19 protein-coding genes and 1 pseudogene are annotated in these 26,060 nt (G+C 72.7%); 11 read left to right on the top strand and 9 right to left on the bottom strand.

Features of this window, described 5'->3' with window-relative positions; genetic code table 11:
• Window positions 1-35 precede the first annotated feature (35 nt).
• The gene (locus HQ603_RS00100) at window positions 36-866 is read right to left on the bottom strand and encodes an alpha/beta fold hydrolase (protein WP_068151755.1); all 831 of its coding nucleotides are present in this window, start codon (window positions 864-866) and stop codon (window positions 36-38) included.
• Window positions 867-1,120: 254 nt separating this feature from the next.
• Here HQ603_RS00100 and HQ603_RS00095 point away from each other — a divergent pair, with 254 nt between their 5' ends.
• From HQ603_RS00095 to HQ603_RS00085, 3 genes are all read left to right on the top strand, one after another.
• Window positions 1,121-1,291 (top strand): hypothetical protein, encoded by a 171-nt coding sequence (locus tag HQ603_RS00095; protein WP_169818408.1) that lies wholly within the window; start codon window positions 1,121-1,123, stop codon window positions 1,289-1,291.
• Between the two features lie 84 nt (window positions 1,292-1,375).
• Window positions 1,376-2,854 carry an alpha,alpha-trehalose-phosphate synthase (UDP-forming) gene (locus HQ603_RS00090; RefSeq protein WP_068151753.1) on the top strand — a complete coding sequence of 493 codons (1,479 nt, stop codon included), beginning with the start codon at window positions 1,376-1,378 and terminating at the stop codon, window positions 2,852-2,854.
• Complete coding sequence (locus HQ603_RS00085) at window positions 2,854-3,630, top strand: FAD-binding oxidoreductase (protein WP_222682396.1); 777 nt, start codon at window positions 2,854-2,856, stop codon at window positions 3,628-3,630. Before HQ603_RS00090 ends, HQ603_RS00085 begins: the two co-directional genes overlap by 1 nt.
• 19 nt (window positions 3,631-3,649) lie before the next feature.
• Here the strand turns inward: HQ603_RS00085 and HQ603_RS00080 are convergent, their stop codons facing one another.
• The 4 genes from HQ603_RS00080 to dnaK are packed head-to-tail and all read right to left on the bottom strand — an operon-like array spanning window position 3,650 to window position 7,829.
• Complete coding sequence (locus tag HQ603_RS00080; RefSeq protein ID WP_222682395.1) at window positions 3,650-4,099, bottom strand: heat shock protein transcriptional repressor HspR; 450 nt, start codon at window positions 4,097-4,099, stop codon at window positions 3,650-3,652.
• 50 nt (window positions 4,100-4,149) lie between these two features.
• Window positions 4,150-5,322 carry a molecular chaperone DnaJ gene (gene dnaJ / locus HQ603_RS00075; RefSeq protein ID WP_068151745.1) on the bottom strand — a complete coding sequence of 391 codons (1,173 nt, stop codon included), beginning with the start codon at window positions 5,320-5,322 and terminating at the stop codon, window positions 4,150-4,152.
• Between the two features lie 45 nt (window positions 5,323-5,367).
• Complete coding sequence (gene grpE / locus HQ603_RS00070; RefSeq protein ID WP_222682394.1) at window positions 5,368-5,973, bottom strand: nucleotide exchange factor GrpE; 606 nt, start codon at window positions 5,971-5,973, stop codon at window positions 5,368-5,370.
• 11 nt (window positions 5,974-5,984) lie between these two features.
• Window positions 5,985-7,829 carry a molecular chaperone DnaK gene (dnaK, locus tag HQ603_RS00065; RefSeq protein ID WP_068151744.1) on the bottom strand — a complete coding sequence of 615 codons (1,845 nt, stop codon included), beginning with the start codon at window positions 7,827-7,829 and terminating at the stop codon, window positions 5,985-5,987.
• 302 nt (window positions 7,830-8,131) lie between these two features.
• Between dnaK and HQ603_RS00060 the strand changes: the two genes are divergently transcribed.
• From HQ603_RS00060 to HQ603_RS00045, 4 genes are all read left to right on the top strand, one after another.
• Window positions 8,132-8,971 (top strand): ABC transporter ATP-binding protein, encoded by an 840-nt coding sequence (locus HQ603_RS00060; RefSeq protein ID WP_222682393.1) that lies wholly within the window; start codon window positions 8,132-8,134, stop codon window positions 8,969-8,971.
• Window positions 8,968-10,101 (top strand): ABC transporter permease, encoded by a 1,134-nt coding sequence (locus tag HQ603_RS00055; protein WP_222682392.1) that lies wholly within the window; start codon window positions 8,968-8,970, stop codon window positions 10,099-10,101. The genes HQ603_RS00060 and HQ603_RS00055 overlap by 4 nt, the downstream gene beginning before the upstream one ends.
• An 18-nt stretch (window positions 10,102-10,119) precedes the next feature.
• Window positions 10,120-10,719: an endonuclease gene (locus HQ603_RS00050; protein ID WP_222682391.1), complete on the top strand. Its 600-nt coding sequence runs from the start codon at window positions 10,120-10,122 to the stop codon at window positions 10,717-10,719.
• A 91-nt stretch (window positions 10,720-10,810) separates the two neighbouring features.
• Entirely contained in the window at window positions 10,811-11,665 is an 855-nt protein-coding gene (locus HQ603_RS00045; protein WP_222682390.1) for a hypothetical protein, read from the top strand.
• Between the two features lie 28 nt (window positions 11,666-11,693).
• Here HQ603_RS00045 and HQ603_RS00040 read toward each other — a convergent pair whose 3' ends face one another.
• Entirely contained in the window at window positions 11,694-12,998 is a 1,305-nt protein-coding gene (locus HQ603_RS00040; RefSeq protein WP_222682389.1) for a lipase family protein, read from the bottom strand.
• A gap of 177 nt (window positions 12,999-13,175) precedes the next feature.
• On the opposite strand from HQ603_RS00040, the gene HQ603_RS00035 reads away from it, so the two are divergent.
• Window positions 13,176-13,721, top strand: a complete 546-nt coding sequence (locus HQ603_RS00035; protein WP_222682388.1) for a hypothetical protein — start codon at window positions 13,176-13,178, stop codon at window positions 13,719-13,721.
• 50 nt (window positions 13,722-13,771) lie between these two features.
• On the opposite strand, the gene HQ603_RS00030 is transcribed toward HQ603_RS00035, so the two are convergent.
• The 3 genes from HQ603_RS00030 to HQ603_RS00020 all read right to left on the bottom strand — a co-directional run bounded on the left by HQ603_RS00030 (window position 13,772) and on the right by HQ603_RS00020 (window position 21,379).
• Window positions 13,772-15,238: a dynamin family protein gene (locus tag HQ603_RS00030; protein WP_222682387.1), complete on the bottom strand. Its 1,467-nt coding sequence runs from the start codon at window positions 15,236-15,238 to the stop codon at window positions 13,772-13,774.
• A complete protein-coding gene (locus HQ603_RS00025) occupies window positions 15,235-17,163 on the bottom strand; it encodes a dynamin family protein (protein ID WP_222682386.1) in 1,929 nt (642 codons plus the stop codon). The genes HQ603_RS00030 and HQ603_RS00025 overlap by 4 nt, the downstream gene beginning before the upstream one ends.
• Window positions 17,164-17,314: 151 nt before the next feature.
• Window positions 17,315-21,379, bottom strand: a complete 4,065-nt coding sequence (locus HQ603_RS00020; RefSeq protein ID WP_222682385.1) for an IniB N-terminal domain-containing protein — start codon at window positions 21,377-21,379, stop codon at window positions 17,315-17,317.
• A 266-nt stretch (window positions 21,380-21,645) separates the two neighbouring features.
• Between HQ603_RS00020 and HQ603_RS00015 the strand changes: the two genes are divergently transcribed.
• The 3 genes and pseudogenes from HQ603_RS00015 to HQ603_RS00005 form a co-directional block, all read left to right on the top strand.
• Window positions 21,646-23,397, top strand: coding sequence for an Hsp70 family protein (locus HQ603_RS00015; protein ID WP_222682384.1), 1,752 nt, complete (start codon window positions 21,646-21,648; stop codon window positions 23,395-23,397).
• Entirely contained in the window at window positions 23,394-25,247 is a 1,854-nt protein-coding gene (locus HQ603_RS19045; protein WP_222682383.1) for a helix-turn-helix domain-containing protein, read from the top strand. The genes HQ603_RS00015 and HQ603_RS19045 overlap by 4 nt, the downstream gene beginning before the upstream one ends.
• Window positions 25,244-26,060: pseudogene (locus HQ603_RS00005) on the top strand (hypothetical protein); the annotation flags it as partial. The gene HQ603_RS19045 and the pseudogene HQ603_RS00005, both read left to right, overlap by 4 nt.

Here is a 26,060-nt window from a genome sequence, read left to right as displayed (position 1 = left end):
TAGGCTAACCTAAGCCGAGCCGTCGGTCGGCGGCACTACCCCCGGAGGAAGTCCAGGATCGCGCGGTTGAACTCGTCCGGCTTCTCCAGGTAGCCGTAGTGACCCGCGTCGGGGATCTCGACGTACGTCGCACCCGGAATCACGTCCGCCACCTCACGCGAGAGGTACGCCGGGATCATCCGGTCGTCCGCGAACCCGATCGACAGGCACGGAACCGTGATGCGCGCGTAGTCCCGACGACGGTCGAACGTCTCGTCCATCGACAGCTGCGCCCGCTGCCCTGCCGTGAGCGGCTGGACCGAGAACTCGAAGAGGTCCAGCCAGTCGCGCGCCGCGGACTCGTCGCGCAGCGACGCCGGCGACAGGTTCATCACGGCCGTCACCGCCGCGGCGTACTTCGGCGGCAATGCGATGCCGCTGTCGGCCAGCTGCCGCTCACCCTCGCCCAGCACCTGCTGGAACGCATCGAGACGCGCGTGCCCGGCGGAGAACACCGCGCGCGAGACCAGATCGGGCCGGGCGAGCGCGAGCTCCTGCGCCACCCTCGCCCCCATGGACGTGCCCACCACGACGGCCTTCTCGCCGGCGTCGGTACGCACGTGCTCGATCAGACCGGCGGTGTCGGCCACGAGGTCGGAGATCTGCATCCCCTCGACGGACTCGTGGCTCGGAGCGATGCCGCGGTTGTCGAAGGTGCACACCCGGTACCCCGCGGCCACGATGGCGGGCACCTGGTGGAGCGCCCACACCCGCCCGGGACTGCCCGTCCCCATGACCATGACCACCAACGGGCCCGATCCCGTCACGGTGTGGTTCAGCGGAATCCCGTTGACGGTCACCACCTCGTTGACTGATGCAGGGGGCATCGGGGGTCCTTCCTCGTCCGTGGCGACTCGTGACGCCGTGGCAACCGGTGAAGCTGTGGCGATGCACGACGCTACCGGGCGGTCCGCCGCGTCCTCACCTCGTGTCGCCCCCTCGTGCTGCGCACGAGCACGGGATTTTTGCGAGCACCGGGCGAGTTCTCCTAGAGTGCGTGCGGACGTGTCGCCTCTCACGCGGCCCACCACCGAATGCACGTGAGACCACCACACCGCACCACACCCGGGAGAATCGCACCATGGCCGCCAGCACCCCCGACACCGACATCGTCGACGAGGACATCGAACCCGTCGCGGACGAGACCGCGAGCCAGGCGCAGCGCGTCGTCGCGGCCTACGCCACCGACGCCGACGAGTGCATCATGTTGCTCTCCATGCTCGGTATCGCGCCCGCCGCCAAGGCCGTCTGACCGGCGCGGGGTGATCCGGGCCCGTCGGGGTACACCGGGTCCGACAGCAGCACGCCGGGACACGAGGCACCACGAAGGACAGCAGTGACCGCAGAAGGTTCGGATTTCGTCGTCGTCGCCAACCGCTTGCCGGTCGATCTCGACACCGCACCGGACGGGTCCCGGCGGTGGAAGCGCAGCCCCGGCGGGCTGGTCACCGCGCTCGAGCCGATCCTGCGCAGCAACAACGGCGCGTGGGTCGGCTGGCCCGGGGTGCCCGACGTCGAGGTCGAGCCGTTCGAGGACGACGGCCTCGAACTGGTTCCCGTCCCGCTGTCCGAGCGCGAGGTCGCCGACTACTACGAGGGATTCTCCAACGCGACGCTCTGGCCGCTCTATCACGACGTGATCGTGCGGCCGGTGTACGACCGCACCTGGTGGGAGGCGTACGTCGAGGTCAATCGTCGCTTCGCCGAGGCCACCAGCACGGCCGCCGCCCAGAACGCCACCGTCTGGATCCAGGACTACCAGCTGCAGCTCGTGCCGAAGATGCTGCGCATGCTCCGCCCCGACCTCACCATCGGCTTCTTCCTGCACATCCCGTTCCCGCCGGTCGAGCTGTTCATGCAGATGCCGTGGCGCACCGAGATCGTCGAGGGACTGCTCGGCGCCGACCTCATCGGCTTCCACCTCCCCGGCGGCGCGCAGAACTTCCTCTATCTCTCCCGTCGCCTCGCCGGCCAACCGACCTCCCGCGGCAACATCGGCGTCCGGTCCAAGCTCGGCGTGGTCCAGGTGGGGTTCCGCACCGTCCGCGTCGGCGCCTTCCCCATCTCCATCGACTCCGGGGAGATGGACGAGAAGAGCAAGCGCAAGTCGATTCGCGACCGCGCCCGCGAGATCCGCACCGAACTGGGCGATCCGAAGGTCATCATGCTCGGCGTCGACCGCCTCGACTACACCAAGGGCATCGACGTCCGGCTGGGCGCGTTCCACGAACTGCTGCTCTCCGAGAAGGTCGATCCCGAGGACGTCGTCATGATCCAGGTGGCCACCCCCAGCCGTGAGCGGGTGGAGAGCTACCGGCACATGCGCGGGGAGATCGAGAGCAAGGTCGGCCGCATCAACGGCGAGTTCGGCCGCGTCGGACACCCCGTGGTGCACTATCTCCACCGGCCGATCCCTCGCGAGGAACTCATCGCCTACTACGTCGCCGCCGACGTGATGCTGGTGACGCCGATCCGGGACGGCATGAACCTGGTGGCCAAGGAGTACGTCGCCTGCCGCAGCGACCTCGGCGGAGCGCTGGTGCTGAGCGAGTTCACCGGCGCCGCAGCGGAACTGCGCCAGGCCTACCAGTGCAACCCGCACGATCTGGACAACGTGGCCGACGCCATGATGGCCGCCATCGAGCAGGACGCGGAGGACGGCCGCCGGCACATGCGGGCGATGCGTCGGCAGGTCCTCGCGCACGACGTCGATCGGTGGGCCCGCTCGTTCCTCGCCGCTCTCGACCGCACCGGCGAGGACACCGCTCCGACCCAGCTGGTCTCCAATCGGGAGATCGGCCAGGCCACCGTCTGATGGTGCCCCCCGTCGACATCCCGGGGGCGGCGACCGCGCAGGTGGTCCAGACCTACCGGCTCCGTGAGGATCTGGTGGTGGTCCGCCTCGTGGGGGACCTCGTCCCCTTCGAGCCGGGACAGTCGCTCGCCGTCACGGTGCCCGCTGCACCTCGCGGTGCCCGGCGGTACTCACCCGCGATGCCGCCGTCCCGCGACGGCAAGTACGAATTCCACGTGCGCGCCGTCCCCGGCGGTTGGGTCAGCGGCACCATCGTGGAGGACACGCGCGAGGGCGACGTGTGGACTCTCGCCTCCCCCGCCGGCGACCTGCGGATCGACCCGTCCGACGACGACGTCGTGATGATCGCCGGGGGAACGGGATTGGCTCCGATGCTGGCGATCCTGCGGGACGTCGCGCGTCGCCGCACGCCGCCGCGGGTCCGTCTCTTCATGGGCGGCCGCTCGCCGCGCGACCTCTACGCCGCGGACATGGTGTGGCTCATGGCCCGCGAATATCCCTGGCTGACGGTGCTTCCCGTGACCGAACGGCCCGCGGACCCGCCCCACCGGGATCCGTGGTTCGACGCCGCGGAGCAGAACCGCCTGCTGGCGATGCCCGACGCCACGTACGGCCCGGATCGCCTCCTCCCGGGCCGGGTGGGAGAAGCCGCCGCACGGCGGGGCCCCTACCTCGACCAACGGGTCCTGGTGTGCGGATCGCCCGCGATGGCGTCGTTCACGGTGCGCGCGCTCGAAACGACGGGAACCCCGCCGGAGAACATCCGACGGGGCTGAGCGTTCACGCTGCTCGGTGTCACTGCTGCTTGCGTTGACGCGGCTGCCACACGACGAGCGCGTTGCTTCGTTGCACGGGAACGAGATCCCGACGCATGCCCGCGTGCAGTTGCGCCAACTCGGCCGCCATCTCGCTGATCCGTGACTGCAACGCCTCGACCTGGTTGGTCAGCTCGATGATGCGCTTGATCCCGGCGAGGTTGACCCCCTCGTCCTGCGAGAGGCGCTGCACCTCGCGCAACAGCGCCACGTCACGCGGCGAGTATCGACGCCCGCCGCCGGTGGTGCGGTGCGGTGTCACCAGACCGAGCCGGTCGTACGTACGCAGCGTCTGTGCGTGCATCCCGGCCAGTTCCGCGGCGACCGAGATGACGAAGATGCGGGCGTCGGGGTCTGCAGCCGCATCGGCCGGGTTGCCACCGGCGCGCGCCCCCCGAGCAGCGCGGCTCTCGCTCGCGTCGTTCGCCATCACCCTCGCCCCTCTCGTCTCTCGGTACGCGCTCCGGGCCCTGCCCGCGGTCAGGCGCCGGGCCAGCCCGCACGGGGATCGAATCCACCCGCGCGCTCGGCCTCGGCGTACTGCTCCAATGCTTCTCGGGCAGCATCGTCCAGGTCGGACGGCACCGCCACCTTCACCGTGACCAGCAGGTCACCGGTGGTCGTCTTCTTCGCGATCCCGCGGCCCTTCACCCGGAAGGTCCGGCCGTCCGCGGTTCCGGGCGGCACCTTGAGCCCCACCCGAGCGTCGAGCGTCGGGACCGACAGGGTGGTGCCGAGCACCAACTCGCTGTAGGACACCGGGATCACCAACGTCAGATCGTCTCCGCTGCGGCCGAACACGCGGTCCGGCGTCACGTGCACGGTGACCAGGAGATCGCCGGCCGCCGCGCCCCGGAGACCGGCCTCGCCGCGGCCGGCCACGCGAACCCGCTGGCCGTCCGCCACACCGGCCGGAACCCGCACCGTGACCGAGCGGGTGCGGTTCTGCACGCCGGTTCCCCGGCAGTCGCCACACGGGTCGTCGATGATCGAGCCGGTCCCGCGGCAGTCGTCGCACGGCTCACTGAAGCCGAATGCGCCCTGGTTGCGGCTGACGACACCGGATCCGTTGCACCGCGGGCAGACCCGCGGGCTGGTACCCGGTTTCGCTCCGCTGCCGTGGCACGTCGTGCACGACGACGGGCTGGTGATCGACAGCGGTACCGACGTGCCCGTCGCCGCATCGCGGAAACTCAGGGTGACGTCGGCGGTCAGATCGCTGCCCTTGCGGGGCCGCGACGCCGACGACGTGCGCGTCTGGCCGCCGCGGTTGAACAGGCCGCCGAAGATGTCGCCGAGATCGGCTCCCCCGGCGCCGCCGCCGAACAGGTCACCGACGTCGAAACCGCCCGCCGATCCGCCGCCGAAGTTGGTCCCGCCGCCCGGCGAGAACCCGCCCCGGCCGAAACCGCCACTGGCGAACAGGGATCGGGCCTCGTCGTACTCCTTGCGCTTGGCCGGGTCCGACAGCACCGCGTTGGCCTCGCTGACGGCCTTGAACTTGGCCTCGGCGGTCGCGTTGCCCGGATTGGAATCCGGATGGTTGTCCCGCGCCAGCTTGCGGTACGCCTTCTTGATCTCGTCCTGCGACGCGGAGGAGGAGACGCCCAGCTCCTTGTAGAAGTCCTTCTCGATCCACTCCCGCTGGCTCACCGGTCGTCTCCTCCTCTCGTGTCGATCATGCGGCTCGTCGTGAACCTAGGCCGAATCCGGGCCGTCGGTGGCCGATTCGGTGCCGGTCGGGCCGTCCACGACGGCCACCATGGCCGTCCGCAGCACTCGCTCCCCGGCCGTGTATCCCTTGCGGAACACGCTGCCGATCACCGGGTTGCTGCCGTCGCCCTCGTGCTGAACGGCCTCGTGGACCGCGGGATCGAACGCGTCGCCCTCGGCGCCGAAGGACGAGACGCCCTGAGCCGTGAACACGCCTTCGAGCTTGTCCGCCACCGACTTCAGCGGTCCCGACTCGAGGTCACCGTGCTGACGTGCGCGATCGAGATCGTCGAGCACCGGCAACAGTTCCGACAACACGGACGCCTTGGCGTTCTCGATGTCGGTCTGCTTGTCCCGGGCGACCCGACGCCGGTAGTTGGCGAACTCGGCCGACAGCCGCTGCAGATCCGCAGTGCGCTCGGCGAGCTCGTCCTTCTCCGGTTCCTGCTCGGCAGCCGGGGCGTCGGCAGCAGTGTCGGCGGCACCCTCGTCCGCCGCGGAGGGCTCCCCCGCCGAGGGACCCGCGAAGGTCTCCTCGGCGGCGGGATCGACGGCGGGGTCGTTCACCTGGTCGGTGTCGTCCGCACCCATCTTCTCTCCACTCACTTCTTGTCGGCGTCGTTCGGCTCGTCGACGACCTCGGCGTCGACGACGTCCTCACGACCGTCGGTCGGAGCACCCTCCGCACCTGCCGCACCGTCCGCCGCGGCGGACTCGTAGAGCGCCTGACCCAGAGCCTGCGACTCGGTGCTCAGCTTCTCCACGGCGGCCTTGATGGCCGCGAGGTCGGTGCCGGACAGAGCCGTGCGCGCCTCGGTGATGGCCGCCTCGACCTTCTCCTTGGTCTCCGCCGGAACCTTGTCCTCGTTGTCCTTGACGAACTTCTCCGTCTGGTAGACGAGCGACTCGGCCTGGTTGCGGGTCTCGGCCTCCTCGCGACGGGTCCGGTCCTCCTCGGCGTGCGCCTCGGCGTCCTTCACCATCCGATCGATCTCCTCCTTGGAGAGGCCGGAGCCCTCCTGGATCTTGATCGTGTTCTCCTTGCCGGTGCCCTTGTCCTTGGCGGTCACGTGGACGATGCCGTTGGCGTCGATGTCGAAGGTGACCTCGATCTGCGGCACGCCACGCGGGGCCGGGGGCAGCTCCGTCAGCTCGAACGAGCCGAGGAGCTTGTTGTGCGAGGCGATCTCGCGCTCACCCTGGAACACCTGGATCTGCACCGACGGCTGGTTGTCGTCCGCCGTGGTGAAGGTCTCCGAGCGCTTGGTCGGAATGGTGGTGTTGCGCTCGATGAGCTTGGTCATCACGCCGCCCTTGGTCTCGATGCCGAGGGACAGCGGGGTGACGTCGAGCAGCAGGACGTCCTTGACCTCACCCTTGAGCACACCGGCCTGCAGGGCGGCGCCGACGGCGACGACCTCGTCCGGGTTCACGCCCTTGTTCGGCTCGCGGCCGCCCGAGAGCTCCTTGACCAGCTCGGACACGGCCGGCATGCGGGTGGAACCACCGACGAGCACGACGTGGTCGATGTCCTTGACCGCGATGCCCGAGTCCTTGACCACGGCCTGGAACGGCGCGCGGGTGCGGTCGAGCAGGTCGGAGGTGATGCGCTGGAACTCCGAGCGGGACAGCTGCTCGTCGAGGAACAGCGGGTTCTTGTCCGCGTCGACGGTGATGTACGGCAGGTTGATCGAGGTGCTCTGGCTGGACGACAGCTCGATCTTCGCCTTCTCCGCGGCCTCGCGCAGACGCTGCAGCGCCATCTTGTCCTTGGTCAGGTCGATGCCGTTCTGGCTCTTGAACTTCTCCACGAGCCAGTCGACGATGCGCTGATCCCAGTCGTCACCACCGAGGTGGTTGTCACCGGAGGTCGCGCGGACCTCGACCACTCCGTCGCCGATCTCGAGGAGGGACACGTCGAACGTGCCGCCGCCGAGGTCGAACACCAGGATGGTCTGTTCCTTCTCGCCCTTGTCCAGGCCGTACGCCAGTGCGGCGGCGGTGGGCTCGTTGACGATGCGCAGGACGTTGAGGCCGGCGATCTGACCGGCTTCCTTGGTGGCCTGACGCTGGGCGTCCTCGAAGTACGCGGGGACGGTGATGACGGCGTCGGTGATGTCCTCGCCCAGGTAGGCCTCCGCGTCGCGCTTCAGCTTCATCAGCGTGCGCGCCGAGATCTCCTGCGAGGTGTACTTCTTGTCGTCGATGGCGACGGTCCAGTCGGTGCCGATGTGGCGCTTGACCGACCGGATGGTGCGGTCGACGTTGGTGACGGCCTGGTTCTTCGCGGACTGGCCGACCAGCACCTCGCCGTTCTTGGCGAAGGCGACGATGGACGGGGTGGTACGTGCACCCTCGGAGTTGGCCACCACGACCGGTTCGCCGCCCTCCAGGACGGACACGACCGAGTTGGTGGTCCCGAGGTCGATTCCGACCGCACGAGCCATGTGAGAAACCTCCTGATAGATGCTCGGGTGATTCGACAAGCTGCCTGCCTGAGCGAACTGCGCTCAAGTTTGCCTGTCGGATTCCGTACCCGTCAAGTTCTCCTTGAGTGGACCACGCTCAATGGCAGTCGTACGGCTCAACGGGCGCCGGGTGGACTTTGTTCCCGTACCCCCGTCGCGGGGTTCCGGACCCTGCGTGGTGGCACACAACCCGGCCGTATCGACGGGATCCCGGCGATCCGGCCGACCTGTGTGCAGCCGGGCACGCCCGTCCGCCACCTCGAGCGGTTAGGGTCCGCCCCATGTCCCTGACCGCCCGCGCCCTGACGCGGTCCTTCGGTCGGCACCCGGCCGTCACGCACGCCGACGTCACACTCCGACCCGGCCGCATCACCGGCCTCGTCGGACCCAACGGCGCCGGCAAGACCACTCTGCTGCTCCTGCTCGCCGGCCTGCTGGCGCCCGATTCCGGCACCCTCACCCTCGACGACGAGCCCGCCGACTCCACCCGGTTGCGGTCGAGCGTCGGGTGGATGCCGGACGTGTTCGGCACCTGGGACAGCCTCACCGCCCTCGAGATCCTGGAGACGTTCGGCCGACTGCACGGCCTGTCGCGGTCGGCCGCCCGGGACCGCGCCGCCGACCTGCTGCGCACCGTCCACCTCGAGGACTTCGCCTTCCGCTCCGCCCACGAACTCTCGCGCGGGCAGAAACAGCGCCTCGGTTTCGCGCGCGCACTCGTCCACCGGCCGCGGGTACTCCTGCTCGACGAGCCCGCCTCCGGCATGGATCCCCGCTCACGGGTCGACCTGCGGGACACCCTCCGCTCCCTCGCCGACGACGGCTGCGCGGTGCTGGTCTCCTCGCACGTGCTGTCCGAGCTGTCCGCCTCCGTCGACGACGTGGTGTTCGTGACCGCCGGGCGCACCCACGAGCGGGATCAGCGCGCCGGGCATCGGTGGCGGATTCGCGAGGTAGGGAGTCCCGAGTCGGGCGCCGACGTGCGCGACTTCCCCGACGAGGAATCCGCCGCCGCTCACCTCGCCGAGCAGGTGAGCGCCGGGCGCCGCATCGCCGAATTCACCAGGGTGGACACGGAACTGGAAGACGAGTACCTCGCCCTCGAGGCGGACCGTACGTGAGCGCGCGACGGGAGCGGGCTGCGCGGTGGTGGTCCGGCGTCCTCGTGCTGGTGCAGCTCGATCTGCGGCAGCGATTGCGCACCACGCGGTGGAAGGTCAGTGCTGCAGCGGCTTTCGCCGTCGTGTCGCTGGTGGTCCTCGGCTCGCTGTACGTGATGGTGGGCGCCGGGTCGCTCGCCTACGCCGACTGGGCTCAGAACCTCTACGTCATCGTCGGGGCGATCGTGGTGTTCGTCGGACTGGTGCTCGCCCCGACCCTGACGGCCACGTCGATCAACGGGGACCGCAAGGACGCGGTCCTCGCGGTCGTCCAGGCAACGCCGGTGAGCGCGTGGCAGATCGCCGTCGGCAAGCTGCTCGGTGGCTGGGCGTCCTGCCTGGCCCTCGTCGCGGTGGCGTCACCGTATCTGGTGTGGGGCATCGTGTCCGCCCCCTACGGCGTCGGCCCCGGACTGCTCGGTGTCGTGGTGCTGTGTCTGGTGTTCCTGTGCTGGTGCGGTGTGGGGCTGGGCTTCTCGGCGCTGACCGCGCGTCCCGCGGGCTCGGCAGTCCTGACGCAGGCCGCGGTGTTCACGGTCCTGCTGGGCCTGCCCGCCGTCTTCGGCCTGCTGCTGCAGCCCGTCTCGCAGGACCACCGCGTCGTCCGCGCGGAGTACGTCTACGACCCCGCCGCGCCGGCCGACGCGCTCCCGACGTGCCGAGACGTCGAGGTCACCCAGTCCTTCGCCCACACCGAACGCATCTGGTGGCTGCTCGCACCCCACCCGTTCCTCCTGATCCCCGACGTGGTGGCCGCGCACGACAATCCGAACGCCTGGTCGTACCGCGACACGCGCCCGCCCACCCTCGCGTCCTCGGCAGCCGACGCGCTGTCGGACGCGCGGACCGGCCCGTGGATCACCGATTCCACGTGCGCGGACGAGTCCACTGGCGCGCGGTACTCCACCGACCCGAGCCGCCTCGCCTCCCCGTACGCCGAGCAGCGCGCCCACGAGACCGCCTCGGTCGGCGACAGCTGGTACATCGGGCTCGCCATGAACGCCGTCTTCGGGGCACTGGGGCTCGCGGCCGCCGCGCGTCGGCTCCGGGTTCCCGCCGGCCGGCTCCCGCGGGGCGTTCGCATCGCCTGAACCGGGTAGCCGAAGTACATGACCACCCTGGACACCCTCCTGGACGAGCACGGCCGCACCTACGCCGACGAGGCCGGCATCTCGCTGAAGGACACACCCTCGCCGCTGTTCGAGCTCCTGGTGCTGACCCAGCTGCTCAGCGCGCGCATCTCCGCGGACATCGCCGTCGCCGCGGCCCGGGAGCTGTTCTCCGCCGGGTACCGCACGCCGGAGAAGATGGCCGCGTCGTCGTGGCAGGACCGGGTCGACGCGCTCGGCCGCGGCCGCTACACGCGGTACGACGAGTCGACGGCCACCCGCCTCGGCGAGACCGCCGAGAAGGTGCGCAGCGACTACCACGGCGACCTGCGCCGGTTGGCGGAGCGCGCGGACGGGGACGTCGAGGCGGCGTCCCGGCTGCTGCAGGAGTTCGACGGCATCGGACCGACGGGCGCGACCATCTTCCTGCGCGAGGTGCAGGACGTCTGGCCGTGGGTCGGCCCGTACTTCGACGACAAGGCATTGGCCGCGGCGACGGACCTGGGACTGCCCACGGACCCGGCGGAACTCGGCGACCGGGCGCGAGGCGGCGAGCGCGCGGTCCTGGCCGCCGCGCTGGTGCGCCACTCGCTGTCGTGAATCGTGTACTTCCGGCCCCGCATTCCGGGGCCGGGACTTCACGATTCCGAGTCCGTTCCGCGCGGCGGCGAATCCGCGCGACACTGAACCCATGACCCTCGACGACGTCGCCGACGAGCTCTACGGGCTGGACCCCGCGGACTTCGTCCGGGTCCGCACCGAACGGCAGAAGCAGGCCAGGGCCGACGGGGACAAGGCCCTGGCCAAGGAGATCGGCGCGCTGCGCAAGCCGACGACGGTCGGCTGGGTGCTCAACGTCCTGGTGCGCGACGCGGAGGACGAGGTCGGCGATCTGTTCGACCTCGGCGAGGCGCTTCGAGAAGCGCAACAACACCTGTCGGGCGCGACCTTGCGCACCCTCACCAAGCAACGCCAGCGCGCCGTTCGCGCCCTGGCCGCCCGGGCCGGCGAGATCGCCGCCGACCGTGGCCACGAGGTGGGTGACGACGTCACACGCGAGGTGGCGTCGTCGCTCGGCGCGGCGCTCGCGGACCCGGCCGTGGCCGACGACGTGCGCGCCGGTCGCCTGCTCGGCGCGGTGGAGTACAGCGGATTCGGTCCGCTGGGTTTGGTCGCCGTTCCCGACGCACCGGACGTCCCCGACGACGACGCGGCGGACGAGGAGAAGGGCGCCCGGGAAGACGCCGCCGGGGACAAAGCAGCCCGGGACGAGGCCGCCGAGAAGGAACGGAAGGAGTCCCGTCGTCACGCGGAGGCGGAGCTGAACGACGCCCGCGCCGCGTTGAACGACGCCGAGTCCACGCTGGCCGACGCCACCGGCCGACGCGACGACGCCCGGGCGGAGGTCGAGCGGCTCCGCGCCGCTCTCGCGCAGGCCGAGGACGACGCTGCCGCGCGGGACCACGACGTCGACGAGGCGACCGCGGCGCGGGACGCTGCCGACGCCCGCGTCCGCAACGCGACGACGCGCCTCGATCGGCTGTGATCGAGGCGCGTCGTCGGAGCGGGTGACGTCAGGCGCAGGTGCCCCCCGTGGGCACGCCGCGGAACCGGGCGTCGATCCAGTTCAGTCCGCCGGTGAGGCCGATGAAGTCCGGCAGCACGTGGCTCAGGGCGAGGCCCGGCAGGATGAACGGCAGACGCTGGGTGTTCAGCGTGACGTTCGCGCCGCGGCCGCACCACTCACGGGCGAGCTGCTCGGCCTGGCCGTAGGGCACGATGTCGTCGCCGGTGCTGGTGTCGACGTACACCGGCGAGTTCGGCGTGCGGTTGCCGACGCGGTTCTCCGCCAACACCGTCTGCGCCTCGGGGATGTTCTTCAGGTAGTCCGAGAGGGACTGGCCGTTGGCGATCCACTCGTTGGTGCGGTGGAAGCCGATGGTCAGCGCCGACTCGACGATGCACTGGTTCTCCGCCGCCGCCAGCACGGCCTTGCCGTTGGCGTTGGTGGAGGCGTCGATGATCGGGATGAGCTCCGGATTGGTGCGGCGCAGTCCGTTGACCGTGTACGCGATGACACCGGTGAGGAACGTGCCGTCGACCTGCGACAGCGTGGCGGCCAGATCGGCCACCGGCGCACCGGCGTAGGTGCCGGCCAGGTTCAGGTCCGGTGCGTACTCCGGTGCCAGTTCGGTGGCCGCCGCGACGGCGCCGCCGCCCTGCGAGTAGCCCCAAAGCCCGACGGGCGAATCCTGGTTCACCTTCACACCCGGCAGCTTCAGCGCCGCGCGGGCCGCATCGAGCACCGCGTGCGCCTCGGCGGCACGGTTGACGTAGGTGTGCGCGCCGGGCGTGCCCAGACCGTCGTAGTCGGTGATCATGACGCCGTAGCCCTTGGAGAGCAGGGCGTAGGTGGAGACCAACTCGTACTCGACCATCAAGCCCAGGATGGGCTGGTAGGTCAGGACGTTGTTGAGCTGGTGCGACGGCGCGCACTGGTCGCCCTGGCCGTGTGTACCGGGGGCGATGACCACCAGCGGCCGTGGGCCCGGTCCGGTCCACGGTGCCGACGGGTCGATGTAGGTGCCGGTGACCGCGTTGGGCTGATCGTTGGCGTCCTGGCTGCGGTACATGACGCGGGTGGCCGTGCCCGGAATCGGCCCGTTGGGCAGCGGGAGGGAGAGGGCGAGGTTCGACTGCCCCGTACGGATCAGATCACCGTCGCTGCCCGCGGGCAGCGGATTCGGCGGGGTGTAGAACCCCGCGGCGGGCCCAGGCGGCTCCGCGACGGCCGTCGGCACCCCCAATCCGACGATGGCAAGGCACAGGGCCAGTCCCACCCCAGCAATTCTCGACACGCGCACGTGTTCACTTCCCATCGACCCCGGGGGCGACGGTGCGCCCCGATTCCTGTTGCAGTCAGGAAACTACGTGACCGAGCGCACATCCCGCGCGTCCGACCGCGGCAGTCGCCGATTTCGGTGTGGAGTCACGGCGCGCGCCCGGGCTCGGTTGGGGTGCATCCAGCAACGGACGGACCCGATAGTCTCGTTCCCATGTCCCCCGACGGTGTCGATCCCGACCGTCGCCCTCCGCCGCGTCCGCGCGTGCGCGTCGACCCGCTGCGTGAGCCCGTGCCCGACACCCCGCCGCGCGCCGTCGTCCCGGCCGTCGTCGCCGCGGTGGCCGGGGTGCTCGCCGTGATCGTCGGCGCGGTCGCCGTCGCGGCGGATCTGTCGGGCGTCCGCGAGCGCCTCACCGCCGTCGTCCTCACCGACGCCCCCGAGACCAGCGCCGCCGACGCCGCGGACACCGTGACCGTCACGCTCGCCGTCGCCGGCGCGGTGGCCGCCGTGGTGGTGCTGCTGGGTCTGCTCGGCGCGCTGCAATTGCGCGGCCGGCGACCCTCCTCCCGCGGCATCCTGGTGACGACGTCCGTCCTCGCCGTCGCCGGCAGCGCGGCGTTCCTGATCGCGACGGACGACGCGGTGGCCGGGCCGTGGGTGTACGCGCCGGTGATCGGGGCGGGCTTGCTCGTGGTCGGCACGGTGTGCGCGTGCGTGCCCGCCGTCGGGCGGTGGCTGCGCGCAGCGCACCGGTGATGCGGGCTGCGCGCAGCGCACCGGTGATGCGGCGTGCGCGCGGCAGCCGATCAGCGCGACAGGTCCGCCAGGATCCCCTCGGCACTGCGCGCGGCGACCTCGCACGCCGACGCGGTGAAGCGGTCCATCAACGGGTGACCGGCGCGGGCGCGCCAGGTCCGCACCGCGGCCAACGCCTGCTCGCGCAGGTAAGCGTCGGCGGTGTCCGGATCGCAGCCCAGACGGGTGGCCCGGTCCATGCCGTGGACGCCGACGATGCGCGAGAGCTCGTCGCGTTGCTCGTCGGGCAGAGCGACGTTCCGCGCCCGCATCCGCCCGATGAGGCGCAGTTCGCGGAACCCGTGCGCGTCGGCGAGGGTCCGGCGGACCTCGTCGGCGATCTGTCCCGCGCCGGGTCCGGGGTGGTCCTGGAGGACACGGTCGAGGGCGACGAGGGCGGAGTGCGCCTTGAGCTGATCGGCGCGGTCGCCGAACTGCGCGTCGAGCACCTGCCGCAGCTCGTCGAGCCCGCTGCGTTCGACGAGCTCGCGCGCCAGCGCGGGTGAGTCGCGCGTGCCCAGACGAATCAACGTGACGGCCAACCGAATGCCGAAGAGGCCGAACCGATCCGCCAGACCCGCGCGGGTCTCGGCGTCGACGGGCAGCGGCATGTCCGGTCGGACGAATCGATCGGCGGAGAGCATGGCGAGGGACAGATCCGCGGGCGGCGCGTCGGCGAGTGCGACCAGGGCGGCGAACTCGCTCTGGCGCAACGTCCGTGCGCCCAGGGCGAGCAGCCCGGCCACCGGGACGACGGCCTGGCACAGCCCCGTCTTCTCCAGTTCGCCGGCGAAGCGCGACGCGACCTCCTTGGCCGACAGCAGCGCGTCCATGCGGCCCGCGCCGATCTCGTCGGCGCGGGACACGACGCCGATCACGCCGAGCGGACCCGAGTCACCGCCCACGGCGTCGCCGATGCGGGTGAGGAACGACGTGTCGGCGGCGCTGAGGGTGCGCAGCAGGTAGACGACGGCGTCGGCGCCGGATCCGCCGTCGTCCGGCGTGAGCATCGCGAGCGTGCGCTCGGAGACGTCGCGGGAGAGCGACGACGTACCGGGCGTGTCCACGATCGTGTTGCGCGCCAACGCCCGTGCGGGCCATTCGACGTCCAACCGGTCGACGCGGTCGGCGGTGAGTTCGCCGAAGTCGAAGCTGAGCCGGCCGTGTCGGCGGACCACGGGGATGTCGACGGCCTTGTCCCCGTCGTACCGCGCGGTGACCGACGGTGCGAGTCCGCGGCGGTACCAGGTGACGACGCGAGTGCACTCGGTCGCGTCGGTCGGCGCGATGTCCTGGCCGACGAGGGCGTTGAGGAGGGTCGACTTGCCGGCCTTGAGGGAACCGGCGAGGGCGATGCGCAGCGGCTCGTCGAGCCGTTCGCCGCACTCCTGCACCAGCGCTCGCGCCGCGGGCACCCCGGCGTACTCCGCGCGGGCCGCCGCGACGAGGGAGCGAGCCCGATCGATCGTCGTACTCACGCGGGCAACCCCCGGGTGCCGTCCGCTGCCTCGACGGCCGCGGTCTCGGGGTCGAGGGAGCGGGCGATCCGGCGCAGCGCGGCGACGTCCGCCAGCGCCCGTTCGAGTTCGGCTGTGCGCGAGGCCCGTTGGCCGCTCTGCAGGGTCGCGGCCTCCTGCGCCGCCTTCAGCGAGTCGTCGACGGACCGCAGCGTCTGCTCGGCGACCTCGGTGAAGTGGTCGCGCAGCACGCGCTGGACGGCCCGGAGCCGGTCGCGGGATTCCTTGCCCACCTGGAAGGCGACGTCGTCGGTGAACTTGCGGATGGCCTGCTTCGCGTCGGCGCGGCGCTTGAGCACGCGCTGTTCCTTGTCGTCCTTGTAGGCCTTGCTGCCCAACAGGACTCCCGCCCCGAGCGACACCGGGTTGAGCAGCGCGAAGCCCATCATGGTCGACACCAGGCCGAACATGAGGACGCCGCCGTAGGACCCGCGCATGCCGACCAGCACCTTGGACGTGATGCCCATGCGGCCGGATTCGAGGTCCGACAGCGACGTCACCGGATCCATGATGCCGTCGAGTTCGGCGAGCGCGGCGATGTCGCCGGACGGCAGACGCCCCTCGCCGGACTCGGCGAAGTGCCGGGCGACGGTCTCGGCGAGGAAGATCGAGCGCTCGTGCGCCCACACGAAGTTGTCGCCGACGGCGTCGGCGATCTGCTCCTCGAGCCACTCGCCGATGCGGGTCCAGTCCTTGCCGGGGTCCCCCTCGTCGACGGCGCTCTCCGCCTCGCGGGTGATGTGGCGCAGTCGGTCTCGCAAATCGTGGTCGATGTCGGAGGCGAGGTCGGCGATGCCGTCGGCCAGCGTCTGCTGCCACCGGCTGCTGCGGCGTCGCATCTCGTCGGCGGACTCCCGGGCGCGCTGCAACCCACCGACGGCCGCGGCGGCCGACTCCGGATCCTTCAGGGCCGCCAGTTCGCTGCCCAGCGCGAGGGCGACGTGCTCGGCGACGGAGCCGACGTCCTGCGCCACCGCCTTGCGGGTGGTGACGGACGCCCGGCGGACGACGCCCCGCAGGAACTCGTACAGCGCGGGAAAGCCCGACTCCTCGTCCAGTGACCGGTCCTGCAGCCGCAGCGCGTGGGACCGCAGCAACGACGAGATCGGCAGCAGGGGAACGTCCACGCCCTCGCGCACCAGGTGCTCGCGGTCGACGTCGACGATGCGCCGCCAGTGCGGGTACAGATCCGTCTTGGTGATCAGGCAGGCCACGGCCGGGCACAGGTCCACCGCGCGGCGGAGGAACGCCACCTCGGGCTCGGTGAACTCCTGCGACGAATCCGACAGCACCAGAACGGCATCCGCGGACGACACCAGGCCGAGCGTGGCGCTCGCGTGCGGGTTGCCGTGCCCACCGACGCCGGGCGTGTCCACGACGACCAACCCGTCGGCCAGGAGAGGCGAGGACACGGTGATCTCGAGGCGCAGGACGTCGCGTCCGTCCGCCCGCGGGTCGGCCGGGGTGACCGCGTGGATGTCCTCGAACGGGATGGCGATACGCGCCGGATCTCCCCCCGGCTGGGAGACCACCAGCTCGGCACGCTGCTCGTCGCCGTGGGCGACCATCGTGGGAACGGCCGTCGTCTCGTCGTCACCCACCGAGCAGACGTCGAGGCCGAGAAGCGAATTGACGAACTGGCTCTTGCCCTGCTTGAGCGGTCCGACCACCACGATGCGCAGGCGCGGGTCGAGCACCCGTTCCCGCGCGGCCGCCACCCGGTCGACCAGGTCGCGTCGTCCGGCCTTCGCCGCGACGTCGCCGGTGCGGGTGAGCAGGTCAGCGAGCGTCGTCGGGGCGTCGGCGCGGGCCGGGGCTGCGGCGGGCGCTTTCTGCACCGCCCGGTCGGGCGCAGTGTGCGCCGCGCGGTCGCGCGCATCGTGCATCGAGGACACCGTTCCGTTCGAGCGTGAGTGGGCTGCGGACGCGACGAGACTGTGAGGTCTCACCACTGTTCCTACCGTAAGCGACGACCCCGCACGCGGGGAGCGCGTGCGGGGTCGTCGTGTTCCGGGCCGTACCGGGATGGGGCCGGTCCTACTGGGTGTCGTCGGCCTGATCGGCCGCGGTGTCGATCACGGCCTCCTGGCCGGCGTCGACGCCACCGCCGAGAGCACCGCCCAGTCCGCCGCCCAGCGCACCGGTGAGACCACCGGTCAGGCCGCCGGTGACGTCACCGGCCGTGTCGGCGACCGCACCGACGCCGCCGAAGGCGTCGTCCGCGTTCACGTCCTGCCAGGTGTCCGCCACCCCGCCGGTGAGATCGCCGGTGGTGTCGGCGGTGGTGCCGACGGCGCCACCCGCGTCCACCGCGCCACCGAGCGCACCGCCGGCGTCCACCGCGCCGCCGAGTGCACCGCCGACCGCGGCGCCGCCGCCGAGCACACCGCCGACCGCGCCACCGACGGTGCCGGCGACATCCGCCGCCCCACCGAGGTCACCGGCGGTGTCGACGACGCCGCCCAGGGCGCCCGTCGTGTCGACCGTGCCGGCGAGGTCGCCGACGAGGCCGGTGTCCAGACCGAGGCCCGTCCCCAGACCCAGGCCGGCGCCGAGGGCGCCGTCGGAGGCGAGGGCTCCACCGATGCCGGCCGTGGCACCGGTGGCCGCGTCCAGTCCGGCTCCGGCCAGGGTGTCGGCGGCGTCGACGACGCCCGCACCGAGTCCGCCGGCGATCTCGCCACCGGCGACGATGCCGCCGCCGAGGACCGTGCCGAGGTTGCTGTCGATGGTGGCGGTGACGTCGAGCAGACCGTCGGTGTCGATCGCGCCACCGGCGGCGAGCGCGCCGTTCAGGGCCGCGTCGAGAGCACCGGTGAGCTCACCGCCGGCGCCCAGCGCGGCACCGAGCGTGCCGGCCACGTCGACGGCGCCCGACGCGCCGAGGACCGCGCCGAGCGCGCCGCCCAGTTCGGTGCCGACGGACCCGCCGACGCCGAAGGCCGCGCCGAGTGCTGCGGACAGGTCGCCGGTCACACCGCCGGCGGCGTCGACGACGCCCGCGACGTCGAGTGCCCCGGTGAGGGCCGTGGTGAGGTCGCCCACCAAGGCGGCGTCGGCGTCCAGCGCGCCGCCGAGGGCACCGGCCACGGCACCGCTCAGGTCACCGGCGAGCAGGGCGTCGGTGTCCAGGTCGCCGAGGACCGTGCCGCCGAGGACGGCGCCCAGGGTGCCGCCCAGTCCGGCTGCCGCGGCACCGCCGGCGCCGAGGGCACCGGCGAGTCCGCCGGTGATGTCGAGGCCGGTGTCGGGGAGGGCGACGCCGCCGATCAGTCCGAGGCCGGTGCCGATGGCGCCGGTCAGCGCGCCGGTCAGGTCCGCACCGAGGTCGAGCTCGGGGGCCGCACCGAGCACCGTGCCCAGGGCGGCGTCGAGGTCCAGTCCGCCGGCCAGCAGCGCCGAGAGCTGGGCCTGCAGGTCGGCGGTCAGGGCGCCGCCGAGCGCGCCGCCCAGGGTGCCGCCGATGGTGGCGGCGACGTCGCCACCCGCTGCCAGCACGCCGCTCAGGGTGGCGGCCAGGTCACCCGTCAGGTCCAGTCCGCCGCCCAGGCCGAGTGCGGCGTCGAGCGCACCGGCCAGCGTGGCCGCGCCCGCACCGGTCAGACCCAGTGCCGCGGCCAGAGCCGCACCCAGATCCGCACCCGCGGCCAGGTCCGTCACGCCGGCCAGCGAGCCGCCGAGCGCGGCACCGACGGTGCCGGCCAGTTCGCCGCCGACGCCGAGCGCTGCGGCCAGACCGGCGGAGAGCTGGGCCGCGAGATCGCCGGCGAGCAGCCCGTCCAGGTCCAGTCCGGTGCCGATGACTCCGGCGAGAGCGCCGGTCAGATCCGCACCGAGGTCGAGGCCAGCGGCGGCGCCGAGCACCGCGCCCAGGGCACCCTCCAGGTCCAGGCCACCGGCCAGCAGGCCCACCAGCTGTGCCTGCAGGTCGGCCGCGAGGGCGCCGCCGAGCGCGCCGCCCAGGGTGCCGCCGATGGTGGCGGCGATGTCGCCACCCGCCGCCAGCACACCGCTCAGGGCCCCGCCGACGGTGGCGCCGAGGTCACCGGTCAGGTCCAGTCCGCCGCCCAGGCCCAGCGCGGCGTCGAGCGCACCGGCCAGCGTGGCCGCGCCCGCGCCCGTCAGACCGAGCGCCGCGGCGAGGGCCGCACCGAGGTCGGCACCGGCCGCCAGGTCGGTGACCCCGCTGAGCACGCCGCCGAGTGCCAGTCCGAGCTGACCGGCGGCCTCGCCGCCGAGCGCCAGGCCGGTGGCCAGGCCCGCCGCCAGCTGGGCCGCGAGGTCGCCGCCGAGCAGCGCCTGAAGGTCACCGGTGAGCAGTCCGCCCGCGCCGAGCGCGGCGGCCAGGGCGCCGTCCAGGTCCAGGGCACCGCCGAGGTCGAGGGCACCGCCGAGGTCGAGCACACCGCCCAGCCCGCCGCCGAGGCCCAGCACCGCGGCGAGAGCGGCGTCGAGGTCGAGGCCGCCGCCGAGGAGGCCGGCGAGCTGCGCACCGAGGTCACCGGTCAGGTCGCCGCCGAGCACACCGCCGAGCACGGCGCCGAAGGCTGCACCCAGGTCGCCAACGACGGCGCCGCCGGCGGTCAGCGCGCCGGCGAGGGCAGCGCTGAGGCCGGCACCGAGGTCGCCCGCGAGGTCCAGACCGCCGGCCAGTCCCAGCGCACCGTCGAGGGCCGCGCCGAGCTGCGCGGCGAGGCCGCCGCCGAGGCCGAGGGCACCGGTGAGCGCGGCGCCGAGGCTGCCGCCGACACCGAGGAGAGCGTCGAGATCGAGTCCGCCGGCCGCGTCGACGACGCCGCCGAGTAGCAGGCCGAGGCCGGCACCGAACTCGCCGGCGATGTCGCCGCCGAGGGTGAGGGCGGTCTCCAGCGCGCCGGAGAGTGCGGTGGTGAGCGAGCCGGCGAGCGCCGCGATGACGTCGGCGTCGAGCATGCCGGTCAGGGTGGCGCCGAGATCACCGGCGGCGTCGACGGCCGCACCGAGTCCGGCGGTCAGCGACCCGGTCAGGTCGGCGCCGGCACCGAGGGCACCGCCGAGGATCACGCCGAGGCCGCCGGCCAGGCCGAGTCCACCGGTGAGGGCGGCAGCGAGTTCGGCGCCGAGCGCTCCACCCGCGGTGACGGCGGTACCGAGGACGCCGCCGAGGGCAGCGCCGAGGTTGGCGCTCAGGGCGCCGCCCAGCTCGAGGGCACCGCCGAGCGCGCCGGACAGATCGAGGGCGCCGCCGAGGTCGAGGTCGGTGATCGTGCCGAGCACGGCGTCCAGTGCGGCGGTGAGCTGCGCGCCGGCTCCGGCGCCGAGGCCCAGTGCGGCGGTGAGCGCACCGGCCAGCGTGGCGCCGAGTTCGGCGAGGACGTCGAGGTCGAGCAGTCCGCCCAGGGCGAGCAGTCCGTCGAGGGCCGCACCGAGTGCAGCGCCGAACTGGGCGGCGAGCTCGCCGCCGAGGGACAGTCCGTTGCCGATGACAAGGGCGAGGATGGTGGTGAACTGGCCGGCGAGGTCCAGATCGCCCAGGGTCAGGTCACCCAGGCTCAGCGACCCGAGGTCGAATGCGCCGAAGTCGATGGCACCGAGGTCGAGGGCGCCGAAATCGATGGCACCGAAATCGAGGTTGCCGAAGTCGAACGCGCTGTCGAAGATGTTGAGCCCACCGAGGTCGATCGCCCCGAAGTCGAGCCCGCCGAAATCGAGGAATCCGAAGTCGGCGTTGCCGAAGTCGACGTTCCCGAAGTTCAGCCCACCGAGGTCGAAGTTCCCGAAGGTGTTGTTGTTGCCGACGTTGCTGATGGCGCCGATCGTCCCTGCGGCCAGCGAGCCGCCGACGAGCGTGGGGGCGAAGGTGTTGGTGATGTCGCCGCCCGTGTTCGTGTTCGTGATCGTGTTGGTCACGTTGCCGGCGTTCACGATCGACGCCAGCCGCGAGCCGCCGTCGAACAGGCCCGACTCGGACACCATCGGCGCCACGGCCACGATGTCGGCGGGGCACACCTCGGGCAGACCGGCGGCGTTCAGCGCGCGCTGCGGATCGGCGCAGTAGGCGGCGGCGGCCTTGTCGTCGCGAAGCAGGTTGAGGATGAAGTCGAGAACGGCATTGGTGGCCATCGTGGGTGTCCGATCGTCGAGGGGCTCGTGCCGGCCGAGGGTCTCGGCGCGTTGTCGTCGACGTTAGGAAGTTTCGTGATCCGTCCCAACGGGGCCGAGCCCCCTTCTGTCATCCCGGGGCCGATCGGGGTTCTGATCGGGGGCATTAGGGGGTATAGGGGATCGGTCCCCGTTACCGCGCGGTACGTGCTGTGATGTGTAACGAACCACCGCAGGCGGACGACGTCCCGGGCGGACGGGTGACACTGCGAACGGGAGTCGGCGACATGGCGTCAGGGTTGGGCACGAAGGTCGGTACGGCCACGGCGATCGCCGTCTCGGCGACATCGGCCGATCTGCACGACGCGCGGGTCGTCGCGCGTCCCACCGCCCTCGAGATCGCCCCGTCCGGCGACACCCGATTCGCCGACGCCGCGGCCCGGTCCGGCTCCGTCGTGCGCGGCTTCGCCGGACGCGTCGGTGACCCCGTCGACCTCGTGACCGACGACGGACGCACCTTCTCCGGCGACGAGCTGGTCGCCCGCACCCTCGCGTGCCTGGTCGAGGAGGCCGGCACGCACGCACACGTCGTCGTCGCGCATCCCACCGAATGGTCGTCGTACACCGTCGAGCGGCTGCGCGCGGCCGCGGCCGAGCGCGGCATCGACGCCGAGTTCGCCCCCGAGGCCCTGTGCACCGTCGCCTGGCTGCAGCAGACCCCCGACGCCGTGTCCGACGGCGTCGTCGCCGTCGTCGATCAGGGACAGACCGGCACCACCGCCTCGGTCGTGCGCACCGGGGACGAGCCCGCCCTGATCGGCCGGAGCGTCCGGTCCGACGAGACCGGCGGCGCCTGGATCGACGGCGCGCTGCTCGGCCACGTCCTCGCGCAGGTCGACACCGACGGCCTCGATCCCGCCGACCCGGCCACCGTCACCGCCCTGGCCGAGCTGCGCGATCACTGCGCCGCCGCCAAGGAGGCCCTGTCCGCCGACACCGACACCGTGGTGCCCGTGCGGCTGCCCGGGGTGTCCGCCGACGTGCGGGTGGTGCGCTCCGAACTCGAGGAACTGCTGCGGGAGAGCGTCGACGACGTGGTCCGCGTCGTCGACGACGCCCTGCGGTCGGCCGGCGTCGAACCCGCCGCCGTCGCGCGGGTGGTGCTCGCCGGCGGCGGCGGTGCGATTCCGCTGCTGACCGAGACCCTGTCCGCGCGGCTGCGCGTGCCGCTGACCCTGAGCTCGGACCCCGCGGCGACGTCCGCGTGGGGCGCCGCGCTCACCGCGACCCGGCTCGCGGCGGCGGTCCCGGCCGCGACCGCAGGTGCGGCCACCGACGACGCCGAGACCGACCTCATCGCCCCCGTCGAGCGACGTCCCGAGCGCGCCCTCCCGCCGGTGCCCGTCACCCCGCACTCGCACGCCAAGCCCGCCACCGGACGACGACGCGCGGGCGTCGTCGTCGGTGTCGCCGCGGCCGTCGCCGTGCTGGCCGCGGGCGGGCTGTCCGTGGGGGTGGCGACCGGCGTCGTCGACAACCCGATCTCCGACTCCCCCACCACCAGCGCCGTCGTCGAACCGGCGTCCGCGACCGACCCCGCCGGCGCCGGCACGACGTCCGGGGGCGGCTCGGCCACCACCGGGTCCACCGCCGGGGCGATCGATCCCTCGACGGGCGCTCGCATCCCCGGCAGCACCGCGGCCGGGGCACCCACCACCGGCACCGCGCCGGGGACGACGGGTACCGCGCCGACCGGCGCCGCCGAGATTCCGGGTGTACCGGCTCCGAACCTGCAGGTGCCGTCGGTGAATGCGCCGACCGTGCCCGCCTACACCCCGCCCCCGGCGCCGACGTTCCAGTCGCCGTCGCTCCCCCAGTTCACACCCCCGAACGTGGTGGGTGGCGTCGCCAACGGTGTCGGCGGCGTCGCCGAGGGTGTCGGCGGCGTGGTGGGCGGCGTGGGCGACACGGCCGGATCGGTGGTCGGCGGGGTCGGGCAGGGCGTGGGCGGACTCCTCGGCGGACTCACCGGACGGTGACCCTCGACGACGCCCCGGCCGGCACCTCGACCGTCGACGTCCAGGACCACCCCGCGCTGACCGTGCTCGCGCTGCGGTCGGTGGGGGTCACCCCCGATCCCTATCTGGTCGCGGAGCTCGCCGCGCTGCCGATTCCCGACGCCGTCCGCGCGATCGAGCGGGTGGGCGCGCCGCCGGACCCGCCGTCGGTCCTGCGCCACACGGTCGGCCCGCACGGCAGCACCCTTCTGCTGCGCCGCGTCACCGCCTCCCTGCTCGACGCGGGGGTACTCGCCCCGGACACCGCGGCCGCATTGGCCGACGCCGGCGTCCGACTCCCCACCCTCGTCGAGTTCCTTACGCGCGCAGCAGCATCGGCACCGACGGACGAAGCAGCCGCCCTGTGGGACGCCGCCGTCGCCGCGGGCGCCGACCCGCGGCGGGCCGCCGTACCGCGGGCCCGCGCCGCACTGACGGCCGGAGACCTGGACACCGCGACCCAGCACGCCGACGTCGTGCTCACGGACCCGTCGAGCAGTGACGACGACCTCCGCTCGGCCGCACGGGTGGCCGCGACGGTGGCGCTGCACCGCGGCGCACCGTCGCACGCGGCCGCGGTGTATCGCTGGCTCGGCGCTGCCCGAGTCGGTTCCGACGTCGCCCATGCGGTGGTCTCCCTGCTCGCGGTCGGGGACCGTGACACGGCGGCGTCCTTCGTCGCCGCGGCCGGGACGGGACTACCCACCAGCGCGACGGCGCGGGACACACTGGTGGCCGAGGGGATGCTCGTGTCGGTGTCCGAGACCCCCACTGCCGCTCTGAGTTCCGTGCTGCGCGCCTGCGCGCTCACCGGCCCGTCGACGGAGGACCACCCCGCGTCGGTGGCCGGTCTGCTCGCCGTGCATCTCGGTGATCCCCGCACGACTCGCGAGGTTCTGAGCGAGGCGGCCACGCCCCGCGCCCGGTTGCTCGGCGCCTGGGCGGCGATGCTGCTGGGCGACACGGACGCCGCCGAGGCTCGCGTCCGCGAGACGGATCCCGACGGCCTCGATCGACGGGACAGCCTGTGGTGGAGCGGACTTCGCGCCGCGGTCGCGCGTCGTCGCGGCGACGCCGGTGCGCTCGCCGCGACGATCGCCGACGCGCACCGACTGCTCGTGGAGGTCGAGCCCGATCTCTACACCGTGCTGCCGATCGGTGAACTGTGGCTCGCGGCAACACGTCTGGGTGATGCCGGCCGTATCCGTCATGCCGTCGAGACGACGTCGTCGCTCCTCGCGTCCCTCGGCGAGCCGCCGCTGTGGGCGACGGCGTGGCACTGGTACGGCGTGCAGGCCGCCATCCTCGCGAGCGCCCCGGCCGACCTGGTGCCGCACGCCCGCGTCCTCGGCGCCCTGGCCGCCCACAGTCCCCATGCCGCCGCGGTGGCCGCCGCCGGTCGGTGCTGGCTGCGCGTCCTGCAGGGCGAGCCCGACGCCGACGAGGTCCGTGCCTGCACCCGCTCCCTCGAACGGTTCGGCCACGCCTGGGAAGCAGCGCGATTGGCCAGCGACGCGGCCCTGCGCGTCGACGACACCCGCACCGCCACCGCACTGCTGCAGACCGCGCGGGAGATCACCTCGGCCGCGGCCGTCCCCGACACCGCGTCGTCGACCGGTGAACTCACCGGGCGGGAGGCGGAGGTCGCGCAACATCTGGTGCTGGGTCTGACGTACCGGGAGATCGGCGCCCGCATGTACATTTCGGCGAAGACCGTCGAACACCACGTCGCCCGCATCCGGCGACGCCTGGGCGCCGGCTCCCGCTCACAACTGCTGTCGATGTTGCGTGCCGCGGGCTACGGACAGCAGGAGGAGCGCGACCGCCCATGACCACGCCTGTGCCGCACCGCATCCTGGGCCTGCACGTCACCGACCGTGCCGCGGCCGCCGTGGTGCTGTCCGCCGAGACCGGCGAGATGGTGCGCGTGCCCGTCGTGACCGACACCGTCCTCCACCTGCTGCCCGACGGGTCGTCCTCCCTGACGCGTCCGGACCCCGACACCGCGCCCGACGGGGTCGATGTCGTCGATCGCTTCGTCGAGCACGTCGGCGACCCGGCCGGGGTGGTGTCCGCCCACGGCGCGGTCCTGCGCGCGGAGGACCTGCTGGCCACGGTGCTGCTGCACCTGATCGACCGCACCCGGCCCGACGCCGACGTGGTCGCCGTCGCGCACCCGGGCACCTGGACCGCCGACCAGGTTGCCGCGCTGCGTGATTCGCTGGAGTTCCTCTCGCTCACCGGGGTGGAACTGCTTCCGGACACCGTGCTGTCCGGCGCCCCCGACGAACCACTCGACGTCGCCCTCGCCGCCGCGCGCCACGCCGGCGGACTGGCGCCGCCTCCCGCCGCCGCCCCGACGGTGGTCGTCCCTGCCGGCGTCGGCCGTCGGCGCCTCCCGGTCGTCCTCGCCGCCGCTGCGGCGGCCGTGGCCCTCGCGGCCGCGGTGACCGGCGCGATCGTCGTGACGGCCGATCGGACCGTCGCCCCCGAGGTCCCGGCCATTGCCGACGCGGTCCCGGCCACCGGGACGAGCGCCACCGCTGCGCCCACCACGTCGCGCTCGACGGGACCGTTCCCGACGGTCACGGCCGAGGACGTCGCCGCGGTGGTTCCGAGCGTGACGGCCCCCCGTACCCCCGACT

The sequence above is a fragment of the Rhodococcoides corynebacterioides genome, assembly GCF_019834675.1.
Lineage (GTDB): Bacteria > Actinomycetota > Actinomycetes > Mycobacteriales > Mycobacteriaceae > Rhodococcoides > Rhodococcoides corynebacterioides_A.
The sequence above is the reverse complement of the archived record's forward strand: the minus strand, read 5'-3'. Positions and strand labels throughout refer to the sequence as shown.